The 20,942-nt window shown below is 37.1% G+C and carries 23 protein-coding genes; 13 read left to right on the forward strand and 10 right to left on the reverse strand.

Annotation, left to right across the window (positions count from 1 at the left end; all coding sequences use genetic code 11):
* Positions 1–5: 5 nt before the first annotated feature.
* The gene (locus RBQ61_RS03550) at positions 6–683 is read right to left on the reverse strand and encodes a DUF4956 domain-containing protein (protein WP_308139148.1); all 678 of its coding nucleotides are present in this window, start codon (positions 681–683) and stop codon (positions 6–8) included.
* On the reverse strand, positions 665–1,432 hold the full coding sequence (locus RBQ61_RS03555; protein ID WP_308139149.1) for a polyphosphate polymerase domain-containing protein: 768 nt from the start codon (positions 1,430–1,432) through the stop codon (positions 665–667). Before RBQ61_RS03555 ends, RBQ61_RS03550 begins: the two co-directional genes overlap by 19 nt.
* 429 nt (positions 1,433–1,861) lie before the next feature.
* On the opposite strand from RBQ61_RS03555, the gene RBQ61_RS03560 reads away from it, so the two are divergent.
* The 13 genes from RBQ61_RS03560 to RBQ61_RS03620 all read left to right on the forward strand — a co-directional run bounded on the left by RBQ61_RS03560 (position 1,862) and on the right by RBQ61_RS03620 (position 13,032).
* The gene (locus RBQ61_RS03560; protein ID WP_308139150.1) at positions 1,862–2,812 is read left to right on the forward strand and encodes an ATP phosphoribosyltransferase regulatory subunit; all 951 of its coding nucleotides are present in this window, start codon (positions 1,862–1,864) and stop codon (positions 2,810–2,812) included.
* Positions 2,809–3,450 (forward strand): ATP phosphoribosyltransferase, encoded by a 642-nt coding sequence (gene hisG / locus RBQ61_RS03565; protein ID WP_213924072.1) that lies wholly within the window; start codon positions 2,809–2,811, stop codon positions 3,448–3,450. The genes RBQ61_RS03560 and hisG overlap by 4 nt, the downstream gene beginning before the upstream one ends.
* Positions 3,431–4,723, forward strand: coding sequence for a histidinol dehydrogenase (gene hisD / locus RBQ61_RS03570; RefSeq protein ID WP_308139151.1), 1,293 nt, complete (start codon positions 3,431–3,433; stop codon positions 4,721–4,723). Before hisG ends, hisD begins: the two co-directional genes overlap by 20 nt.
* A 36-nt stretch (positions 4,724–4,759) precedes the next feature.
* Entirely contained in the window at positions 4,760–5,797 is a 1,038-nt protein-coding gene (hisC, locus tag RBQ61_RS03575) for a histidinol-phosphate transaminase (RefSeq protein ID WP_308139152.1), read from the forward strand.
* The gene (gene hisB / locus RBQ61_RS03580) at positions 5,794–6,372 is read left to right on the forward strand and encodes an imidazoleglycerol-phosphate dehydratase HisB (RefSeq protein ID WP_308139153.1); all 579 of its coding nucleotides are present in this window, start codon (positions 5,794–5,796) and stop codon (positions 6,370–6,372) included. The genes hisC and hisB overlap by 4 nt, the downstream gene beginning before the upstream one ends.
* Positions 6,372–6,977, forward strand: a complete 606-nt coding sequence (hisH, locus tag RBQ61_RS03585; RefSeq protein WP_308139154.1) for an imidazole glycerol phosphate synthase subunit HisH — start codon at positions 6,372–6,374, stop codon at positions 6,975–6,977. Before hisB ends, hisH begins: the two co-directional genes overlap by 1 nt.
* A 16-nt stretch (positions 6,978–6,993) precedes the next feature.
* A complete protein-coding gene (gene hisA / locus RBQ61_RS03590) occupies positions 6,994–7,710 on the forward strand; it encodes a 1-(5-phosphoribosyl)-5-[(5-phosphoribosylamino)methylideneamino]imidazole-4-carboxamide isomerase (protein WP_308139155.1) in 717 nt (238 codons plus the stop codon).
* Between the two features lie 18 nt (positions 7,711–7,728).
* A complete protein-coding gene (gene hisF, locus RBQ61_RS03595; RefSeq protein WP_213924066.1) occupies positions 7,729–8,487 on the forward strand; it encodes an imidazole glycerol phosphate synthase subunit HisF in 759 nt (252 codons plus the stop codon).
* Positions 8,488–8,522: 35 nt separating this feature from the next.
* Positions 8,523–9,146, forward strand: coding sequence for a bifunctional phosphoribosyl-AMP cyclohydrolase/phosphoribosyl-ATP diphosphatase HisIE (hisIE, locus tag RBQ61_RS03600; protein ID WP_308139156.1), 624 nt, complete (start codon positions 8,523–8,525; stop codon positions 9,144–9,146).
* A 105-nt stretch (positions 9,147–9,251) separates the two neighbouring features.
* Positions 9,252–10,781, forward strand: a complete 1,530-nt coding sequence (locus RBQ61_RS03605) for a DUF1538 domain-containing protein (RefSeq protein ID WP_308139157.1) — start codon at positions 9,252–9,254, stop codon at positions 10,779–10,781.
* The gene (locus RBQ61_RS03610; protein WP_308139158.1) at positions 10,781–11,143 is read left to right on the forward strand and encodes a hypothetical protein; all 363 of its coding nucleotides are present in this window, start codon (positions 10,781–10,783) and stop codon (positions 11,141–11,143) included. The genes RBQ61_RS03605 and RBQ61_RS03610 overlap by 1 nt, the downstream gene beginning before the upstream one ends.
* Positions 11,144–11,147: 4 nt before the next feature.
* Positions 11,148–11,510, forward strand: a complete 363-nt coding sequence (locus RBQ61_RS03615) for a P-II family nitrogen regulator (RefSeq protein ID WP_308139159.1) — start codon at positions 11,148–11,150, stop codon at positions 11,508–11,510.
* 274 nt (positions 11,511–11,784) lie between these two features.
* Positions 11,785–13,032 (forward strand): S1C family serine protease, encoded by a 1,248-nt coding sequence (locus RBQ61_RS03620; protein ID WP_308139160.1) that lies wholly within the window; start codon positions 11,785–11,787, stop codon positions 13,030–13,032.
* A 59-nt stretch (positions 13,033–13,091) separates the two neighbouring features.
* Here the strand turns inward: RBQ61_RS03620 and RBQ61_RS03625 are convergent, their stop codons facing one another.
* The 8 genes from RBQ61_RS03625 to RBQ61_RS03660 form a co-directional block, all read right to left on the reverse strand.
* On the reverse strand, positions 13,092–13,934 hold the full coding sequence (locus RBQ61_RS03625) for a metal ABC transporter permease (protein WP_308139161.1): 843 nt from the start codon (positions 13,932–13,934) through the stop codon (positions 13,092–13,094).
* Positions 13,906–14,682, reverse strand: coding sequence for a metal ABC transporter ATP-binding protein (locus RBQ61_RS03630; RefSeq protein WP_308139162.1), 777 nt, complete (start codon positions 14,680–14,682; stop codon positions 13,906–13,908). The genes RBQ61_RS03625 and RBQ61_RS03630 overlap by 29 nt, the downstream gene beginning before the upstream one ends.
* A gap of 10 nt (positions 14,683–14,692) precedes the next feature.
* A complete protein-coding gene (locus tag RBQ61_RS03635; RefSeq protein ID WP_308139163.1) occupies positions 14,693–15,655 on the reverse strand; it encodes a metal ABC transporter substrate-binding protein in 963 nt (320 codons plus the stop codon).
* Positions 15,656–15,787: 132 nt separating this feature from the next.
* Positions 15,788–16,462, reverse strand: coding sequence for a response regulator transcription factor (locus tag RBQ61_RS03640; protein WP_308139164.1), 675 nt, complete (start codon positions 16,460–16,462; stop codon positions 15,788–15,790).
* 1 nt (position 16,463) lies between these two features.
* Positions 16,464–17,948, reverse strand: coding sequence for a cell wall metabolism sensor histidine kinase WalK (locus RBQ61_RS03645; RefSeq protein ID WP_308139165.1), 1,485 nt, complete (start codon positions 17,946–17,948; stop codon positions 16,464–16,466).
* Between the two features lie 143 nt (positions 17,949–18,091).
* Complete coding sequence (locus RBQ61_RS03650) at positions 18,092–18,748, reverse strand: 3-oxoacid CoA-transferase subunit B (RefSeq protein ID WP_308139166.1); 657 nt, start codon at positions 18,746–18,748, stop codon at positions 18,092–18,094.
* Positions 18,748–19,404, reverse strand: a complete 657-nt coding sequence (locus RBQ61_RS03655; RefSeq protein WP_374049897.1) for a CoA transferase subunit A — start codon at positions 19,402–19,404, stop codon at positions 18,748–18,750. The genes RBQ61_RS03650 and RBQ61_RS03655 overlap by 1 nt, the downstream gene beginning before the upstream one ends.
* A 139-nt stretch (positions 19,405–19,543) precedes the next feature.
* Positions 19,544–20,722, reverse strand: coding sequence for an acetyl-CoA C-acetyltransferase (locus RBQ61_RS03660; RefSeq protein ID WP_308139167.1), 1,179 nt, complete (start codon positions 20,720–20,722; stop codon positions 19,544–19,546).
* Between the last annotated feature and the right edge of the window lie 220 nt (positions 20,723–20,942).

Genomic DNA, 20,942 nt, shown 5'->3' on the forward strand with positions numbered 1-20,942 from the left:
TCCTCCTATAATTCGTCATATTGAGATGAATACCTGCTTAAAACTATTGTAAGGTTTCCGTTTCGGCATCTTAAATCATCGATGAAATTTTTCTCTTCATCAGGATTATTAATAGATACATTGTAATGAAGTTCAAGCATGCTTCCTAAATTTGTTGTTTTTACTTTTTCCAGATTTACTGTCTTTGTATATTTTTCAAATAAATCATCAAATACATGTGTGTAATCTAAATCTTCAGGTATTGTAATTTTAAGGTTTCTATCATATATTTTGCTTTCGCCGAAGGATGTCTTGCTGAGAATTAGGAAAACAAGGCATACAATTAACGTGACGGCTATGGAAAATGTAATATATCCCATACCTGTGGCTATGCCTACGGCCATTGCAAAAAATATAAAGATTATTTCTTTTGAGCTTCCCGGCACGGATCGAAACCTGACGAGACTGAATGCTCCCATTACGGCAACGCCTGTTCCCAGATTGCCGTTAACCAGCATAATTACTATTTGTACAAGTACCGGCATTATTACCAGCGTGCTTATAAAGTTTTTTGAATATAATTTCCCTGACATGTATGTAAGGGAAATTATTAAGCCCAGCATCAGTGATACTGCCGTGCATATCATGGCATTAGATGCCGAAAGTGTTTCTATGGTTGTTGTATTTAAGATACTTGTAAACATTTATCTTTCCTCCGTATATCTGTTGAATTATTTGATTTGTTGTAGTCAAACAATTCTATATAGTTTTCTTTTACTATATCCTTGTAAATTGTTCCGTATTTTGAAAATGAAACCGGATATATTTTCAGCTGGGAAAGTATATTTGCAAGCCATAATGGAAGTGAACCGGGTATTTTTATTTCCATGAGGAATCCATTGATTTTCAGAGGATTTCCGTAATCGCCACTGCCTAAATTTAAATCGTGCAGCCTGCTTCGTATGTCCATATCAAATGTTATTCTTAAGGTTTTATCTTCCTTTCCAAACAAGGCCATTCTGTCATATGCAATAAATATTTTTTTATCCGGTTTGTACATCTTGGTGAAATAATCAATTTCTTTGAGTATTTGGTTTTTTTCCACAGGAATAATCCCGTGCTCCAGATAGTTTTCAGCTTCTTTAAGTGTAAGCTCGACCCTTCTTTTAAAAACGGTGTGATCATATTTTTTTTTCAGTTCGAGAAACACACTGTCATTATCATTAGGAATGCCGTAACTTCTTAGTCTCAGTTTTTCCTTGTAGGAAGGCTTTTCTATTGATTTTCGTATTAAATCAAAAGTATCGGTGTCGTAGTAGATATTACATATTGTGTGAATTCCATATTTATCAACTGTCATGTACGAATCAATCCGTTTTATGAATAAATTGAACTTTTTTTCGGGGATTAAATATTTTTTCTCAGTTCTTTTAAAAACATAATTGGTATTCATAGCAAACCTCCTTATGTATTTAAGTTAACTTTGTAATGTGTTAGAAAAGTGAAGGTAAAATGAAATAAATGTGAAAGTAAAAAATAAAAAATATAAAGAAACATGAAAAATTATTATTGACATAAAAAAATAATGAGGGTATAATCAATTTAATTCAAAGAGGTGTATTATGAAAAATTCATTTTTATGCGTACAATTACATCATCATCATAGGTGCAGGGTTTGTAAGTGATTTAATTTAAATTAAATTCACAGATACAAGCTCTATTAGTCGTTTTTTAAAGAGACTTGTATCTGTGGTGAATATATGAGCGAAGCCATCTGATATAAGTCAGATGGCTTTTTTAGTGTTAAATAACAAGGTTTCAATGATACGGCAGCATTTTAATTATGCAGCTGCGTGAGATTTTTATTTGCGGGGAGGAAAGAATGAACTTTTTAAATATTGAAGATGAAATGAAATATTTTAAGAAAATGTATGTATTGAGAAAAGAAATAGAGGATTACTTGTTCAATGAAGGATACATGAACATAGAGCCATCCATATTTGAAGAATATGATGAATTTACAGAAGTAAATTCAAGAATTGACAGAAAATCAACAGTGAAGCTGCTGGACAACAACAGTGATATTCTGATTCTGTCTCCGGACATAACCACAGGTATAATAAACAAATTTATGCCCAGATGGGAGTACGGGATGAATTTGAGAATTTTCTACTACGGAAAAACTTATAAGCACAACGGAACGGGAATAAAGGAAAACAGAGAAATGGGCGTTGAAATAATAGGGGAAAAAAATCAGAGCACAGATCAATATGTTCTAAGCACAGCCAGACAGATAATGAACATGTACAGCAGTGATTACCTGATTGAAATAGGAAACAGCAAGTTTCTTAAGGGAATAATGCAGGCATGTTCCTTTAAAAAAGAAGATTACGATAATATTTTAGACTTGCTGTATCAAAAAAATAAGCAGGAGCTGAAGGAGTATCTGTCAAAGTTGCCATACAAGGAACCTATGAGCACTCTTTTAAATATATTTGATTTGGAAGGAACCTTCGACGAGGTTATGGCGGAACTTGAAGGACTGTATTTGAATGATCTTATGGAGCAGGGGATTGAAGAACTTAGGACAATAAATGATTATATTAAAAATACAACTGACAAAATAACCTATGATCTTTCAATGGTTTCAGAACTAAGTTATTATGACGGCATAATATTCAGAGGATATATATACGGCTCTAACAAGGAAATTATTAAGGGAGGCAGGTACGATTCATTTACAGAACAATACGGGTTCAAAACACCTGCAATCGGGTTTACTGTGGAGCTTGATGAATTAATAAAGGTTTTGTACAAGGAGGAGCAGCAATGAGCTTGACAATAGCAATACCCAAGGGAAGATTAGGCAGCCAGGCGATAGAAATGCTGAAGTCAGCAGGTGTGGGAGAATCCATAGATGAAAAGTCTCGTAAGCTGGTTTTCAGAGACGAAAAAAGAGATATTGATTTTATACTGTTGAAAAATTCAGACGTTACAACATATGTTGAAAATGGAGTTGCCGACATAGGAATTTCCGGTAAGGACATGATAATGGAAAGCGGAAGCAACGTTTATGAGCTTTATAAAATGAATATAGGAGTATGTAAAATGTCCATTGCCGGTATAAAGAGCAAAAAAGTTTTTAAGGACGATACAATAATAAAAGTTGCAACAAAATTTCCGGATACGGCCAAAAAATATTTTAACAGCAGAGGTCAAAAAATAAAAGTTATTAAATTAAACGGTTCAATAGAACTTGCACCTATATTAGGTCTTTCCGATGTTATAGTCGACATAGTAGAAACGGGAAATACATTGAAAGCTAACGGGCTTGAAGTGATTGAGGATATGTTTGGCATAAGCGGTGTAATAATTTCCAACAAAATAAGTTATAAATTTAAAAGAAAAGAAATAAAAGAAATTATTGAATTAATAAGAAAAGAGGATGTATATGACAAGGATAATCGATGATAAGTATATAGAAAACTATCTGGCTGAAATAAGAAACCGTAATGCTCAGGATTATAATGATGTTTATAGCTCAGTTGAATGTATACTGGAAGATGTTCGCATTAACGGAGATGCGGCACTTAAAAAATATACCCTTGAATTTGATAATGTGAGCTTGGATAATTTGGAAGTCACCCAGGAAGAAATTGCGGAAGCCTTTGAGACAATTGATAGAGACCTTATGGCAACAATTGAAAAAGCAAAGAAAAATATTGAAGACTATCATATGAAACAAAAAATAAAAGGATATAAGTTCAAACCTGAAGGAAAGGACATTATTCTAGGACAATTGGTAAATCCAATTGAAAAAGCAGGTATATATGTGCCCGGAGGAAAGGCGGCATATCCTTCAACGGTGCTGATGAACGCCGTGCCGGCAAAAATAGCCGGAGTAAATGAAATAATAATGATAACTCCTCCACAGAAAGACGGTAAAGTTAAAGATTCAATACTTGTTGCCGCAAGAATTTCGGGAGTAGACAGAATATTCAAGGTTGGTGGAGCTCAGGGAATAGCTGCTATGGCATACGGTACGGAGTCAATTCCCAAAGTGTATAAGATAACCGGCCCCGGAAATATATATGTGGCAGCGGCAAAAAGGAAAGTATCTGGGTTTGTGGGGATAGATATGATTGCAGGCCCCAGTGAAATTTTGATAATAGCAGATAGCAATGCAGATCCAGAATTTATTGCGGCAGATATGATTTCTCAGGCTGAGCATGATGAGATGGCAGCATCAATATTAATAACTACATCCTATTCCCTTGCTTACAAGGTTCAGCAGCAGCTGGATGAGCAGGTAAGCAGATTAGAGAGAAATGAAATTATAAAAAAATCTCTTGAGAACCAAGGGGCAATAATAGTTACAGACAGCATAAAACAGTGCATTGACATTGCAAATGAAATTGCTCCCGAGCATCTGGAGCTTCTTGTTTCAAACCCGTTTGAAATATATAAAAGCATAAAAAATGCAGGAGCAATATTCTTAGGAGAATACAGCCCGGAACCTGTTGGAGATTACTTTGCGGGTACGAATCACACGCTGCCTACAAGCTCAACAGCTAAATTTTCTTCGGCTCTTTCCGTTGATGATTTCATTAAAAAAACATCGCTTATTTATTACAGCAGGAACGACTTAAAGGAAAATGCCGATGATATAGTGAGATTTGCAGAAAATGAAGGGCTTACCGGACATGCGAACGCCATAAAAGTAAGAAAACAAAAATGGTCATGAGAATTAAGTCAGATATTAAGTAAAGGTGGATATAATATGATAAAGCTAAAACCTAGCGTAGAAAAGTTACAGGCATACTTTGTAAATGACATACCCTACAGAGTCAAACTAGATGCAAATGAAGGAAGCAACTATCTGCTGGAAGGCGGATTTAAAATGGATGATTTTAAGCCCAATTTATATCCCGACAGCGATTCAAAGCTGCTAAGAGAAAAAATGGCAGCATACTATGGATGCAGAGCGGAAAATATAATGGCAGGCAACGGTTCAAGCGAGCTGATTAATGTTGTAATAAATGCCTACTGTGACAGGGGAGACAGAGTTGTAAGTTTTGTTCCTTCGTTCAGCATGTATCAGACATATTGTGATTTATGCGGAACAGAATATGTGGGAATCGATACAGAAATTGACTATACCCAGAATATAGACAAGTTAATAGAAACTGTTGACTTATATAAGCCGAAAATCGTGATACTCTGCACTCCAAACAACCCTACGGGATATGTTACTTCAAGGGAGGACATTATAAAACTTTTGGACAGTGTAAAAAATTCTCTTGTAATCATAGATGAGGCATATGCAGATTTTTCGGAAATATCGGTAATTGATTTAATAGACAGATATGAAAATTTAGTGGTGATGAGGACATTATCAAAAGCATTCGGACTTGCCGGACTGCGAGTTGGAGCAATGATTGCAAATGCAGAAACCATCAAATATATATGGAAAGTTAAAGTTCCGTACAATATCAACATATTATCCCAATATGCAGCGGAGATGGCACTAGAAAATATTGACAGGGTCAATGAATATATCAACAGTGTTAGAAATTTGAGAGAAGAGCTTGCGGAATCATTAAGAAGCTTGAATTTTACAGTATATCCGTCCGGTTCAAATTTCTTGTTCGTTAAATCACCTGTGGATAATTTATTTGAAAAACTTATGGACTGTGGAGTATTAATCAGAAAATTCAATTATAAAAACGGAGTTTTTAATCGTATAACCGTTGGTACTAAAGAAGAAAATTCAATTTTGATAGAAGAAATAAAAAAACTGACAGGAGGAAGCAAATGAGAAAAGGTTCAATAAAACGCAAAACAAATGAAACAGATATTGAAATAGCGCTTAATATTGACGGCGATGGAACTGCGGAAATTGATACAGGCATAGGATTTTTGGACCACATGCTCACGCTGTTTGCTTTTCACGGAAGCTTTGATCTTAAAATAAAGTGCAAAGGCGATTTATACGTTGATACTCATCACACCTCAGAAGATATAGGAATTGCTTTGGGGCAGGCTTTTTTAAATGCTCTGGGAGATAAAAAAGGAATTGAAAGGTACGGGTTTATGTTTGTTCCCATGGATGAAGCAATGGCTAGAGTGGTTGTGGATTTCAGCGGAAGGCCTTACCTTGTGTACAATGTTGCATTTAATAACAGCAGGTTGGGAACCATGGCTTCAGAAGACTTCAAAGAATTTTTCAGAGGTTTTTCCGGAAATTCGCTGACAACACTGCACATAGAGATGATGTACGGAGAAAATGACCATCATATAATTGAGGCCGTATTTAAAGCATTTGGCAGAGCTTTAAAAAAAGCGTCATTTTTAACTTCTGATAAATTGCAGTCAACGAAAGGAGTACTATAATGCATGTGATAATAGATTACGGAATGGGAAATCTAGCTTCAGTTCAAAGAGCCTTTGAGAAGCTTGGATTGGATGTAAAAATCAGCAGCAGTGAGCAAGATATAAGAAATGCAAAATCCCTTATATTACCGGGTGTGGGTGCATTTAGAGATGCAATAAAACTTCTTGATGAATCAAATTTAAGTTCTGTTATTAAGGAGGAGGTTGCAAAAGGCAAGTATATACTTGGCATATGCCTGGGAATGCAGCTGCTGTATGATAAAGGATATGAATACGGAACATATGATGGATTGGGATTAATAAGCGGAAGCATACAGTATCTGGATGTAGATTTGAAAATACCCCACATGGGATGGAATAATCTGAAGTTCAATCGTGAGGATCCGGTGCTGAAATATATAAATGAGGGTGAGTATGTTTACTTTGTGCACTCCTACTACGCTGTTTCAGATAATTCAGAAGTGCTTGCATATGCCGAATACGGGAAGAAAGTTCCTGCTATAGTCAGAAACAATAATGTTTTCGGAATACAGTTTCACCCTGAAAAAAGCGGAGAAACAGGTCACAATATTTTGAAGGCATATAAAGAAATAATAGAAAATTAATGATTGGAGAAAAATTATGATACTATTTCCCGCAATAGATATAAAGGATAATAAATGTGTAAGGCTTACTCAAGGAAAATTCGACATGGTAAATGTGTATTCGTCAGACCCGGTTGAAATGGCTAAAAAGTGGGAGTCTATGGGAGCCGAATACCTCCATGTTGTGGATTTGGACGGAGCTAAAAATGAAGGCTTTCAAAACAGAAAATCAATAGAGAAAATTGTTAAATCTGTCAATATCCCAATGCAGACCGGCGGGGGAATCAGAGATGAGGAACGAATTAAAAATTTGCTGGATGTGGGCGTGAAAAGAGTGATAGTAGGAACGATGGCAGTAGAAAATCAGCAGCTTTTGACAGAGCTTGCGGCCAAATACAAGGATTATCTAGCGGTTTCCATAGATGCTTTAAACGGCAAAGTTGCAACTAGAGGGTGGCAGTCCGTAGGAGATATTGACTCTGTGGATATATGCAAATTTTTGGAGTCCATAGGAATTAAAACTATAGTCTATACCGATATTTCAAAAGATGGAATGCTTTCAGGACCGAATTTTGGAGTGTATGAAGAGCTATCATCAAAAACAGGTCTGGACATAATTGCATCCGGCGGAGTCACCACAATTGCTGACATAGAAAAATTAAGCAGCATGAACATGTACGGAGCCATAATAGGAAAGGCACTGTATGATAACAGGATGGACTTTGCAGAGGCATTAAAGGCCGTAAACATATAACAGAAAGGAGCTATTATTATGCTTGCGAGAAGAATTATTCCCTGTCTGGATGTGCGAAACGGACGGGTTGTTAAAGGAACGAAGTTTAAAGATATTAAGGATGTAGATGATCCGGCCAGGCTCGGTAAGTTTTACAGTGATTCAGGAGCCGATGAGCTTGTATTTTATGATATAACCGCATCAAATGAGGAAAGAAAAACATCTCTGGAATTCGTAAAAAAAGTTGCAAATGAAATAAACATCCCTTTTTCTGTGGGGGGCGGAGTTTCTACCCTTGAAGATTTTAAATATATTTTGAGGAGCGGCGCAGATAAGGTTTCTGTCAACTCATCAGCTGTGAAAAACCCCGAATTAATAAAAGAAGCTTCTGAGCGCTTCGGAAATCAGTGCGTTGTCTTATCCATAGATGCGAAAAAGAATGAGGAAGGATCGTGGAGCGTATACGTTAAGGGCGGAAGAGAGAAAACTTTGCTGGATGCTGTAGAATGGGCAAAAAGAGGAGTGGAGCTTGGAGCCGGTGAAATTGTGGTTAACAGCATTGACGAAGATGGAATGAAGGGCGGGTATGACCTTGAGCTCTTAAAAAAAATAACAGACGCTGTGAATGTTCCGGTTATTGCTTCCGGAGGAGCGGGAAAGTACGAGCATTTTCTTGATGCTGTGAAATATTCAGATGCAGACGGTATATTGGCGGCTTCCGTATTTCATTTCGGTGAAATCAAGATTATGGATTTAAAGAAGTATTTAAGGGAAAACGGAGTAGAAATTCGGTTATAAATAAAAATTAAATTACAAAAATATAAGGTGGAAAAATGGATACAAATAAATTATCAGAAGAAATAAAATTTGACGACAACGGTCTAGTAGTAGCTGTAGCACAAGATTATAAAACAAATGAAGTACTTATGGTTGCGTATATGAACAAGGAAGCGCTTGAAATAACATTAAAGGAAAAAAGAACCTGCTATTATTCCAGAAGCAGGAAAAGCCTCTGGAGAAAGGGAGAAACATCTGGAAACATACAGTATTTGAAGGGCATTTACTACGACTGCGATGGAGATGCCATTCTCATGAAGGTGGATCAGATTGGAAATGCGTGCCATACAGGTGCGTACTCATGTTTTTTCAATAAAGTTTATGAGGAGAATGTTACAGATCAGGCTATTCTAAATAAAGTTTACGGCCAAATAATAAACAGAAGAGATAACCCCAAGGAAGGATCATACACAAACTATCTGTTCGACAAGGGTCTGGATAAAATTTTAAAGAAGGTTGGAGAGGAAACCAGCGAGGTAATTATAGGAGCTAAAAATAAAAATAAGGATGAACTTGTTTATGAAATGTGTGACTTAATTTATCACTCATTGGTTCTCATGGTTAATGAAGGAGTTGTGATTGACGATTTAAAAAAAGAATTGACGAAAAGACATAAATAATATTATATGAATTACAAATTTAATTATTTGACTCTTTAATTTATTTGATATAGAATTATAATTAATAACAGACTTACGTTTTTGAAACTTAAAGGGGGAAGATAATTGAACAGAAATCTTTTAGAAAAAATTAAAGAATCTCTGTCTTCGGTGCTTCCGATAACGGCTATTGTTATAATACTGCATTTTGCATTGTCACCCATGCCAAGAGGATTGCTTATTTTGTTTGCCATAGGTTCAATTATGCTGATTTTTGGTATGGGTCTTTTTACCCTTGGAGCTGATGTTTCCATGATGCCAATGGGAGAAAGAATAGGAGCGGAACTTACAAAGTCGCGAAAGCTTTTTTTACTTATTATTATAAGCTTTTTTATGGGATTCATGATTACTGTGGCCGAGCCTGATCTTCAGATTCTTGCCGAGCAGGTTCATTCCATTCCCAATATGGTAATTATAGGCACAGTTGCTTTGGGAGTAGGGATATTTTTAGTTATTGCAATTCTCAGAATAGTTTTTCAAATAAAGTTGTCTTATATTTTAATAGTTTTTTATGCAATAGCTTTTATTCTTGCATATTTTGCACCTAATGATTTTGTACCGGTTGCCTTTGATTCGGGAGGAGTGACTACGGGACCTATAACCGTACCTTTTATAATGTCTCTCGGCCTTGGTGTTGCAGCGGTTCGTGGAGGAATAAGCGCTCACGATGACAGCTTCGGTCTTGTAGCCCTTTGCTCTGTTGGACCTATTCTGTCTGTATTAGTTCTTGGCTTGGTCTACAATTCATCAGGGAGCTATACGGAAGTAGTTGTTAAGGATGTAAACAGTTTAAGAGAGGCTTTGGAAGCATTTGCACATGCTTTTCCCGAATATTCCAAAGAAGTTGCAGTAGCACTTGTACCTATAGTAGTAGCTTTTAGTATCTTTCAGCTAATATTCTTGAAGCTTCCAAAAAGTCAGTTGATTAAAATGACCGTAGGTATCGTATATACATATATAGGGCTTGTAATATTCTTAACAGGGGTAAATGTTGGATTCCTGCCCGCAGGAAATTATCTGGGCAGTGCGCTTGGGGCTATGGATAACAACTGGATCATTATTCCCATAGGAATAGTAATCGGATTCTTTATTGTTGCGGCTGAACCTGCAGTTCATGTGCTTAACAAGCAGGTTGAAGACGTAACGGGAGGAGCCATATCTAAAAAAGTCATGCTGTTTTCCTTATCAATCGGTGTTGGTATATCAATGGGCATAGCAATGCTGAGGGTTATAGAAGGAATAAGCATCTGGAATTTTATAATACCGGGATATGCAGCTGCTTTAATTCTTACTCTTATTGTGCCGCCTATTTTTACGGGAATTGCCTTTGATTCAGGAGGCGTTGCATCAGGTCCTATGACGGCCACGTTTATGCTTCCTTTTGCAATGGGAGCATCCAAGGCATCAGGAGGTAATGTTCTTACCGATGCATTCGGACTTGTGGCCATGGTGGCAATGACACCGCTGATAACGATTCAGATATTAGGTGTTATTTATAAAATAAAAATGAACAGAAATAAACGAGCAGAAGAAGAAATAATAGAAACAGCAGAAGCCGATTCTGATATCATCGACTTTGAAGGAGGTGCAGAGTAGTGGAGGATAAATGTGTGCCCGGCAAAATTAAGACACTTGTTACGATAATTGACAGAGGTAAGGGCGAAAAGCTTGCGGAGTTATTCAGAGAAAATAAAGTTGCATATAATATGATGCTTTTGGGTAAGGGGACAGCAAAATCTGAAATGCTTGACTACCTTGGCCTGGGGCGTACTGAAAAGGATATAATTATATCTGTGGGCAACGAAGAAAACATCAAAATTATATTGAACAAGCTAAAAGAAAAATTTAATCTGAGCGAACCGGGAAACGGCATAGCTTTTACGATACCTGTAAGCAGTATAGACAGTGCTCTGGCTTTAGAGTATATCTGCAGTCTTGCAGATAATAGAAAGGAGTAGGTATATGGCAGATAGAACAGATGCATATATAGATTTTGATTTGATAATTACAGTTGTTAACAGAGGGTTTGACGACGTTGTAATGGATGCTGCAAGGGAGGCCGGTGCAACCGGAGGAACAGTTCTTAATGCAAGAGGAACCGGAATCCATGAAGCAGAAAAGTTTTTCGGAATTTCCATACATCCCGAAAAAGATGTAATTCTCATACTCACAAAGCGCGAAGATAAAAAACAAATAATGCATGCCATAAGAAATAAAGCAGGGCTTAACAGAGAAGGAAAGGGTTTGTCATTTTCAATACCTGTTGAGGAAGTATGCGGCATTGTCCATATGAATGTTGATTTTAAAGATAAAAATGAAGATTAATTATATAGTGATATTTATAGTTTATAAGGGACAAAGAGTTGCCGATGGCAGCTCTTTTTAATTTTTTATAAGTGGATTGCTATTTTTTAGTTTCAATTAAGAAATTAATGGTAATATATAAATGTAGAAAGGTACTAATTATTAAAATTTGTTTTATAAAAAATTATAAATAAATTTTAAAGATTTGAAAAATATCACATTTCTATCACATTAAATGGGTAAATTCTAAATATGAAATCAATAATATATATTAAAAGTATGGGAGGAAAATATTATGGATGATGAAAGAAACTTATTCAATGAAAATAGCAGTTATGATAACAAGGAATATAACAGTAATGAGAACGGAATTAATTTTGTAATACCGTCTCCGGAAGAACCTAAAAAGAAAAAAAGAAAGAAAAATTTGTTTTTTAGGTATGTGGCTGTGGCGTTGGTTGCCGCTCTTATAGGAGGTCTGGCCGGAGGATATGGAGGCTATATGGCAGCAAGCAAGTTAAGCCCGGAAAGCAGCGTTACTTCGGCTTTGACTGCTCAGGATGTTAACATAAACCTTACTGATGATGTATACTTTGCGGTTGCGGTTGCGGAAAAAGCTCAGAAAACAGTTGTGGGAATTACAACAGATGTTGTCAAACAATATGACACTTTCTTTGGTCCTCAGACCCAGAAAGGGCAGAGCATGGGCTCAGGTTTCATAGTTGATTCCAACGGATATATTGTGACAAACTCTCATGTAATCGGAGACGGAGAATATGAAAGTATAACAGTCTCACTGATAGACGGAACTACTGAGGTAGGAGAGGTTCTGTGGTATGATACCGCGCTGGATTTGGCAGTAGTAAAAATTAACAGAACAGGCCTTCCGACTGTTGATTTGGGAGATTCCGAAGTTCTTAAGATAGGAGAGCCGGTTGTAGCCATAGGTAATCCGATGACTTTGGATCTTGAAAGAACAGTTACACAGGGTATTGTGAGCGGGCTGGACAGATCAATACAGTTTGAAAACGGAATAGTAATTGAGCCTTTGATTCAAACAGATGCATCAATAAATTCCGGCAACAGCGGCGGTCCATTGTTTAATGCCGAAGGTGAAGTAGTTGGAATCAATACGGCTAAGATGAGCACGGCAGAGGGACTTGGATTTTCAATTCCTATCAATATTGCTAAGCCAATAGTAGAGCAGATAATTAAGGACGGCAAGCTTTCCGCGGTATATATAGGTATTACTGGAGTAGATGTGGAAACATATGAGACAGCTTTAGGAATTGATGTTTCAGCAGATTACGGAGTTGTTGTAATTGAGACAATGGGCAATTCTCCGGCATCAGAAGCAGGAATTGAATCAGGCGATGTTATTACTGCAATAGACGGTGATAAGATAGAAAGCATGTCCGACTTAAAGAGAAATTTATATGAATACAAAGAAAATGACAAGACGGAAATTACATTAATCAGAAACGGGCAGGAACAAAAGGTAACAATGACTTTAAAGGAAAAGCCCGAAAATTTCAATAATTAATTTAAACTCTCCAAATAAAAAACAGGAAACTGAGTTTCCTGTTTTTTGCTGTAAAGAGTTTAATTAAAATGACGAATTTTTTTGCAATGCCTGAGGCCTGCTGTAAGGCTTTTTGCGCTTAAAATCAGGACAAGGCATACGACACCTATAAGAACAATGGTTCCTCCCGGCTTAAGCCTTTGGTAATAGGCGGTATAAAGTCCTGCCATCATAAAAAAAACCGCAAAGCAAATGGAATATATAACAGTTTGCTTGTAGCTTTTACCAAACTGCATAGCGCATGCCACAGGTATTACCATTAGAGATGATACTATAAGAGCACCTACGGTACGCGCGGCAACAGATACGGTTACGGCTGTAAGTATTGTAAAAATAAAGTTTATGGTTTTTACAGGTATGCCTGCAAGACGTGCCGATCTTTCATCAAAAGCAATATAAAACAGCTCCTTGTACAGAAGGAAAAATGATAAAATTACTGCACAGCTTATAATAATTACCAATATCATTTCAAAGTCGCTGATGGCAACTATGCTGCCAAACAGGAAGCTGTTAAAATTAGCCGAGCTTTTCACAAAGCCTGATAAAACGCCAGCAAGACCTATACCTGCTGACATTATAATTGCTATGGACATTTCGGCATATTTAGGGATTTTCTTTCGTATTGCTTCTATACTCAGCGCAGCAATTATGCAGGCAAGCAGGGAACCAAGAATGGGATTTATACTCATTACCAGACCTGCGGACACACCGGCTAGAGACGTGTGTGACAGCGCATCTCCAATCATGGAAAGACGTTTAAACACTACGATTATACCCACGCATGGTGTAATGACGGCAAGAAGTATTCCAACAACAAATGCACGTCTCATAAATTCATATTCTAAAATTGCTGCCATTTCCATCACTACCTTTCTGTACAGTATGAGTATGTTGCATGGGATGCTTATGCTTGTGAGAAAGTTCTTCTGCAACCTGTTCTTTGCCAAGCTCTACAAGAGACCCTTCCTCCAGGCATAGAATACGTGATACATAATTTGATGCCCGGCCTATATCGTGAGTGATCATTACAATTGTAAGCCCGGTTTTTCTGTTCAGAGAGTACAGCAATTCATATAAAGATTTTACTGTGCTGGTGTCTACTCCTGTTGTAGGCTCATCTAACAGCATTATCTCAGGATCGTTTACTAAAACCCGTGCTAGCATTATTCTCTGTCGCTGTCCGCCGGAAAGCTCACTGATCATGCGCTTGGAGTATGCTTCCATCCCTACAAGCTCAAGAGCTGGCATAACTTTATCTCTGTGCTTTTTTTTAGGAAATCGCATAAGCCCGATTTGTGAAAAAAGATTTGCCGTTACTATTTCCTCAGCAGTAGCAGGGAAACTGTCGGCAGAATGTATGCCGGATTGAGGTACGTAACCAACTTTTGGCCAGTCCTTAAAGTGAGATACATCCTGATTAAAAAGCTTGATGCGTCCACCAGTGGGGGCAAGTTCACCTAACATTATGCGCATAAGCGTACTTTTTCCGGTTCCGTTTGAACCTATAACAGCTACAAAGTCTCCCCTATAAACAGAGAAACCGATTTTTGTAAAAATCGGCTCATATCCGTAGCTAAAGCTTAAATTTTCGGCTTCTATTACTTTAGACATTCTGTCCTCCTTATTCTAAAGCTGATTTTAATGATTCCAGGTTTTGTCTCATAACAGCAAAATAGTCATATCCCGCTTCCCTCTGTTCGTCGCTGAGAGCTTCCAAGGGGCTCAGGACATCTGTTTCGGCACCGATAGAATCTGCTATGACTTCAGCTACCTTAGGGTTTACCAGCTCTTCAAAAAAAATCACATTTACTTGGTGTTCCTTGGCAAATTCTATGATTTCTGCTACTCTTGCAGGATCAGGTTCAGAATCGGGAGCCATGCCCTCTACTGGAACTTGGTTTAATCCGTAAGCATGACACAAATAGCCAAACGCTTGATGAGTTACGATGATATCCTTATTTTCAAGAGGAGAAAGTGTATCACTGAATTCTTTATCCAGCTCCTCTATTTCAGCTGCATACTTAGTATAGTTTGCTTCATAATAATCACTGTTATCCGGATCAGCCAGTATAAATGCATCTTTAATTTTCTCCATTTCAGCCTTTGCATTCATGGGATCAAGCCAGACATGAGGGTCAAATTCTCCGTGGTCGTGTTCCTCATCTTCATGATTCTCATCCTCATTTTCTGAATGTTCATCATGACTGTGGTCTTCCAGCAACGTCAAGCCTTCAGAGGCTTCAACTACAAGAAGCTTGTCGTTTTGTATAGATTCAAGAATATCTCCAACCCAATGCTCCATACCTGCTCCGTTATATATGAAGACCGAGGCTTTTTCAAGACCGACTATATCCGATGGGGTAGGCTCCCAGTTATGTGGTTCTGTTCCGTCCGGAACCATATTTACTGCTTTGATTTTATCTCCACCGATTTTTGAAGCAAAATCGTACATGGGGTAAAAACTGGCATATACCAAAAGTTTACCGTCATCGTCTGAATCGGTTAATTCTTGAGTTCCGCTACAACCGGTAAAAAGAGAAAGAATAAGAATCCCTATTAACAATAGGCTGCAAAATTTTTTCATTATTTAGTAACCTCCAAATATATGTAGTTTAATTATCAATCAAATAATTGCAACTAATTCGCATTTGCATTTATTATAATTTGAAATGATGGCTATGTCAATATTAATAATGAAAAGATTGCAGCAGAGTAATTAATTTTCATACTCAAATTTATAGCCTATCTTTCTTACGGTTACTATATTTTTATCATATTTTCCTATTTTTGAACGTAGACACTTAATATGAGTATCAACTGTTCTGTCATCTCCGAAGTAATCCCATCCCCATACTGTTGAGAGTATCTGGCTTCTTGTTAAAACAAGATTTTTATTATTAATCAGGTAGTACAACAAATCAAACTCCTTTGGAGTGAGAATAGCTTTTTCGCCATCTATTAAAGCAATGCGCTCTCTGTACTTAATGCATATTCCACCCACTTCTATATCCTGCATACTGTTCTGTGAAGTTCGTTTTAAAAGATTTTTTACTCTTGCAACCAAAATTCTTGGGCTGAAAGGTTTTGAAATATATTCGTCGGCGCCGGAATTAAAACCTGTTATTTCATCGATTTCCGCATCTCTGGCAGTAAGCATAAGTATAGGAACATCCGAGGTCTTGCGTATATATGAAGCAACCTGGTAGCCGTCCATTTTGGGCATCATTACGTCAAGTATTATAAGAGAAAAATCATATTCCTTATCAAATTTTTGCACTGCTTCTTCTCCGTCGCCGGCTTCAACTACACGGAAGCCTTCTTTAACAAGGTAGCTGGCAACAAGCTTTCTTATATTATTTTCATCTTCGACTAATAATATTTTAGTTTCCATATTAATCCTCCGCTTTTAAATTTATTTCTGAATTCTCAAGCTCAAACCAGAATTCAACTCCGTTTTCAAAATTTCTAACACCATACCGTTCACCGTGCATATCCATGGTTACTTTGACAATTGCCAGTCCCAGTCCGTAGCTCCCAAGACTGTTTCTTGACTTATCAGCTCTGTAAAAGCTTACAAAAATATTTTCTACATCTTCATCAGATATGTGATTACCGGTATTAAAAATACTAATTCTGCATTTATCATCTGAGATAGAGGTGGATACTTTCACGGAGCCTCCGGGATTGCAGTATTTAATTGCATTTTCGTACAGATTTTGAAATACCTGTTCAATTCTGAAATAATCTGCAAATACTATGCAGTTTTCAGAAATTTCCTTGTCAATTGAAATATTTTTTTCATTTGAAATTATTAAATTTTTATAAATTGTTGAATCAATAATATCATTTATGCTGAAATTGGACTTTTCCAATTTTATTATTCCAACCTCAAGCTGCGACAGTTTAAGAAGTTCCTGAACAAACTCGGACATTTTATGTGCTTCGTTAATTATTATATCAAGGTATTCCTTTTTTGTCGGCTCATCTATGTCCTTCATGTCGGTTAAAGCTTCCGAGTAACTTATTATTAACGTCAGAGGAGTTTTAAAATCATGTGATACGTTAGCTATGAACTGTTTTCGCATGTTATCGGTTTTTTCCTGTCTCAAAAGGTCATCCTTTAATTTTTCAACATAGTCCTGTAATTTGTCAGCCATGTTGTTTATGCTCACAGATAACAGCCCCACCTCGTCCATCGACAATACGGAGCATCTTTCTGAAAAATTCAGTTTTGAAATTTTATCTGCGATTACCTGCAGCTGTCGAATAGGACGTGTTGTTTTATCGGCAACAAAGTACATTATTATTGCGGCAATCAGCAGTGAAAAAAATGAAATTAACAAAGAATACTTTATGGCCGAATATGAAATGTCATTTATGAATTTTTTTGGGGTCTGCATTATGATATATGTGTTTTCTTTTATATTTGATAAAACCGTTATATTGTTATCCGGGCGTTCTGTTTCTATATTTTTAATGTAATATTTTGAGTTAGATAGCTCATTAAAAGCATTTTCGCTATAAAGCCTTTCTATCAGCCTTAAAATTTCATTGTCAAATGGACTCGTGGAAAAATATCTCTGCCTTGAATAGTATTCAATTTCTCCTGTTCCCGTTTTGGTATTCAAAGAAAAAATGCAAATGGTCATGTTTTGCACTTCATAATTAATTATTTCTTCAACAGTTTCGTTTAAATTTCCTGCTAAATATTTTGATTTTATGCTTTCAACGCCGCTTTTAAGACTGCTTATCTTGTCATTGGTATAAAGCTTGTCGAACATTGTGGTTCCAAGTATGGCAGATATAAGGACATTTAAAATTAACACACAAAGTATTGCTAAAAAAAGTTTGTTTTTTAAACTAAATTTCAATATCATACAACCCCTCGAGATTTATTGTACATTTTTTTTAAATATAATATACCACAAATGTGATAAAATAGTGAAAAAAAAAGAGTATTAATGTAAAATGGTTACCTTTGCCAAGGACATTTTATTTTAATACTCTTTATTACTATATATTAATCATCTAATCCAAATCTTTTTAAATCAGGTGAAACTATCAAATCAGCTTCTGTAGCTGCAATTACATCCTCAACTGTGGCTTCAGGACCCAGCTCTTCAAGAACAAGCCCTTTGTCCGTCACTCTGATCAATGCCATTTCAGTAACAATTATATTTACCTGATCCTTAGCAGTTAAAGGAAGTGTGCATTGCTTTAAAATTTTAGGCTTTCCCTTTTGAGTGTGAACCATTGATATAATAACGGTTTTCGCTCCTACAACAAGATCCATTGCTCCACCCATTCCAGGGACCATTTTACCGGGTATTTTCCAATTTGCCAGATTGCCTTTTTCGTCGACTTGCATTGCGCCTAATATTGTTGCGTCAACATGTCCTCCTCTGATTATACCAAAAGAGGTTGCGCTGTCAAAGAACATGCCGCCGGGGACTATTGATGAAGGCATACCGCCTGCATTAACAAGTTCCCAGTCTTCTTTACCTGATTCCGGCGCTGATCCCAGTCCCAGAAATCCGTTTTCGGACTGAAATGTGATATCGATTCCTTCAGGAATATAATTTGCCACCATTGTAGGAAGACCGATACCGAGATTTACAACATCTCCGTCGTGCAATAACTGTGCAACTCTTTTTGCTATAACTGTTTTTGCATCCATTATTTATCACCTCCGACAATGTAGTCAACGAATATACCGGAACACATAACATGATCAGGGTCTATTTCGCCTACTTCAACTATTTTATCAGCTTGAACTATTACTGTGTCTGCAGCGGTAGCCATCAAAGGGTTAAAGTTTTTCATTGTTTTATTAAAAACCATATTTCCTTTTTTATCGGCTATGGACGCTCTCAGCAATGCAACGTCAGCTTTTAACGGAGTTTCAAGTATATATTCTTTTTCGTCGATAACTTTCTTTTCTTTATCTGTTTCAGCTTCGGTTCCGATACCTGTAGGTGTGTAAAATCCGCCTAAACCGTTTCCGCCGCATCTTACTTTTTCTGCAAGGGTTCCTTGAGGTGTAAGGATAACTTCGGTTTCTCCGGAGTTCATTTGATTTGCTGTTTCAGGATTAGTTCCCACATGGGAAGCAATAATTTTTTTGAATTGTTTATTAACAACCATTTTGCCAACGCCTCTGTCGGGGAAACCTGTGTCATTGCAAATCAGAATAAGGTCTTTTACATTTTTTTCTACAAGGGCATCGATTAAAATTTCGGGAGTGCCGTTGGCCAGAAATCCGCCGACCATTACAGTCATGCCATCCTGGACTTTTTCTGCGGCTTCTTTCACAGAAATAATTTTATTAATCATACATACCTTCCTCTTGAATTTTTTTATTAATAGGAGGAATTAAGCGGCTGAACCGGTATATTACCTCCCGTCAGGCAAGGAAACCTTTCCAATTCTGACGAACGGCATCCTATTCAGCTGCCGTTTCCTCCGCTAAAAACTATCTTTCAACAAGTAATGCGGTTCCCATTCCTCCGCCTATGCAAAGAGTGGCAAGTCCTTTCTTGGCATCTCGTTTCTGCATTTCATATATAAGCGAAACAAGAATTCTTGCTCCGGAAGCTCCTATAGGATGTCCCAGTGCTATTGCACCTCCGTTAACATTTGTAGTTTCCGGATTCAGTCCTAAATCACGAGTTACTGCAATAGCCTGTGATGCAAATGCTTCATTTGCTTCTACAAGATCCAGGTCTCCAACAGTCCAGCCTACATTAGCCAAAGCTTTTTTAGTAGCAGGAATAGGTCCTAATCCCATTACTTTAGGATCAACTCCGGCTGAAGCGTAGCCTGAAATTTCACATAAATATTTAATTCCAAGCTCATCTGCTTTTTCCTTGCTCATTAAAATGAAAGCTGCTGCCCCGTCATTTATACCGGATGCGTTACCTGCGGTAACGGTTCCATCCTTTTTAAATGCAGGCCTTAATTTTGCAGTTTTCTCCAATGTTGAACCGTGTCTTGGAAATTCATCTGTGTCTATTACTATTGGGTCTCCCTTTCTCTGAGGTATTTCCACAGGTACTATTTCATCCTTAAATCTTCCGGATTTTTGCGCTTCTTCTGCTCTGTTTTGGCTTTGAACCGCAAATTTATCCTGCTCTTCTCTTGTTATGCCGTATTTCTCTGCAACATTCTCTGCTGTTATTCCCATGTGATACTGATTATAAACGTCAGTTAATCCGTCATACACCATGTAGTCAACAATTTTGCCATCACCCATTCTGTGACCCCATCTTGCTTTGGGAAGCAGGTAAGGAGCGTTTGTCATGCTTTCTGTTCCGCCGCATAATATAATGTCGCACTGTCCGCTTTCAACAAATTGTGCAGCCATGCTCACTGCTCTCAGTCCTGAACCGCATACCATATTAATTGTTAATGCCGGAGTTTCAACCGGGACTCCTGATCCCAGAGATACTTGTCTGGAAACATTTTGACCCAGGCCAGCACCTAGAACATTTCCAAAATATACTTCTTCAACAGCTGTTGGTTCGATTCCTGCCCTTTTAATTGCCTCTTTTGCTGCAATAACTCCCAAATCTACCGCTGACAATGGAGTCAGCGATCCTCCAAATGATCCTATCGGTGTTCTTGCTGCAGATACTATTACTGCCTTTTTCATAATCATCCTCCTAAATTTTTTTGCACTAAGATAAGTAGCAAATGTCATGCCATAAATAAAAGCATGTAAAATACTGTATTTAACATCTTAGAAACGTTAATCCATTAATTATCAATATGCAAAATTGCATATTTCACAAAAGCATTTATTGCAAAATTGCATATGGACTTGTATAATATAAGAGGATAGGTATGTATCTGTTTATTGTATCATACTGTCT

Source organism: Sedimentibacter sp. MB35-C1, assembly GCF_030913635.1.
Classification (GTDB): domain Bacteria; phylum Bacillota; class Clostridia; order Tissierellales; family Sedimentibacteraceae; genus Sedimentibacter.

Coding starts and splice junctions, on each gene's coding strand:
- RBQ61_RS03550 (WP_308139148.1), bottom strand. CDS start 683: ATGTTTACAAGTATCTTAAATACAACAACCATAGAAACACTTTCGGCA.
- RBQ61_RS03555 (WP_308139149.1), bottom strand. CDS start 1,432: ATGAATACCAATTATGTTTTTAAAAGAACTGAGAAAAAATATTTAATC.
- RBQ61_RS03560 (WP_308139150.1), top strand. CDS start 1,862: ATGAACTTTTTAAATATTGAAGATGAAATGAAATATTTTAAGAAAATG.
- hisG (WP_213924072.1), top strand. CDS start 2,809: ATGAGCTTGACAATAGCAATACCCAAGGGAAGATTAGGCAGCCAGGCG.
- hisD (WP_308139151.1), top strand. CDS start 3,431: ATGACAAGGATAATCGATGATAAGTATATAGAAAACTATCTGGCTGAA.
- hisC (WP_308139152.1), top strand. CDS start 4,760: ATGATAAAGCTAAAACCTAGCGTAGAAAAGTTACAGGCATACTTTGTA.
- hisB (WP_308139153.1), top strand. CDS start 5,794: ATGAGAAAAGGTTCAATAAAACGCAAAACAAATGAAACAGATATTGAA.
- hisH (WP_308139154.1), top strand. CDS start 6,372: ATGCATGTGATAATAGATTACGGAATGGGAAATCTAGCTTCAGTTCAA.
- hisA (WP_308139155.1), top strand. CDS start 6,994: ATGATACTATTTCCCGCAATAGATATAAAGGATAATAAATGTGTAAGG.
- hisF (WP_213924066.1), top strand. CDS start 7,729: ATGCTTGCGAGAAGAATTATTCCCTGTCTGGATGTGCGAAACGGACGG.
- hisIE (WP_308139156.1), top strand. CDS start 8,523: ATGGATACAAATAAATTATCAGAAGAAATAAAATTTGACGACAACGGT.
- RBQ61_RS03615 (WP_308139159.1), top strand. CDS start 11,148: ATGGCAGATAGAACAGATGCATATATAGATTTTGATTTGATAATTACA.
- RBQ61_RS03620 (WP_308139160.1), top strand. CDS start 11,785: ATGGATGATGAAAGAAACTTATTCAATGAAAATAGCAGTTATGATAAC.
- RBQ61_RS03625 (WP_308139161.1), bottom strand. CDS start 13,934: ATGGAAATGGCAGCAATTTTAGAATATGAATTTATGAGACGTGCATTT.
- RBQ61_RS03630 (WP_308139162.1), bottom strand. CDS start 14,682: ATGTCTAAAGTAATAGAAGCCGAAAATTTAAGCTTTAGCTACGGATAT.
- RBQ61_RS03635 (WP_308139163.1), bottom strand. CDS start 15,655: ATGAAAAAATTTTGCAGCCTATTGTTAATAGGGATTCTTATTCTTTCT.
- RBQ61_RS03640 (WP_308139164.1), bottom strand. CDS start 16,462: ATGGAAACTAAAATATTATTAGTCGAAGATGAAAATAATATAAGAAAG.
- RBQ61_RS03645 (WP_308139165.1), bottom strand. CDS start 17,948: ATGATATTGAAATTTAGTTTAAAAAACAAACTTTTTTTAGCAATACTT.
- RBQ61_RS03650 (WP_308139166.1), bottom strand. CDS start 18,748: ATGGATGCAAAAACAGTTATAGCAAAAAGAGTTGCACAGTTATTGCAC.
- RBQ61_RS03655 (WP_374049897.1), bottom strand. CDS start 19,404: ATGATTAATAAAATTATTTCTGTGAAAGAAGCCGCAGAAAAAGTCCAG.
- RBQ61_RS03660 (WP_308139167.1), bottom strand. CDS start 20,722: ATGAAAAAGGCAGTAATAGTATCTGCAGCAAGAACACCGATAGGATCA.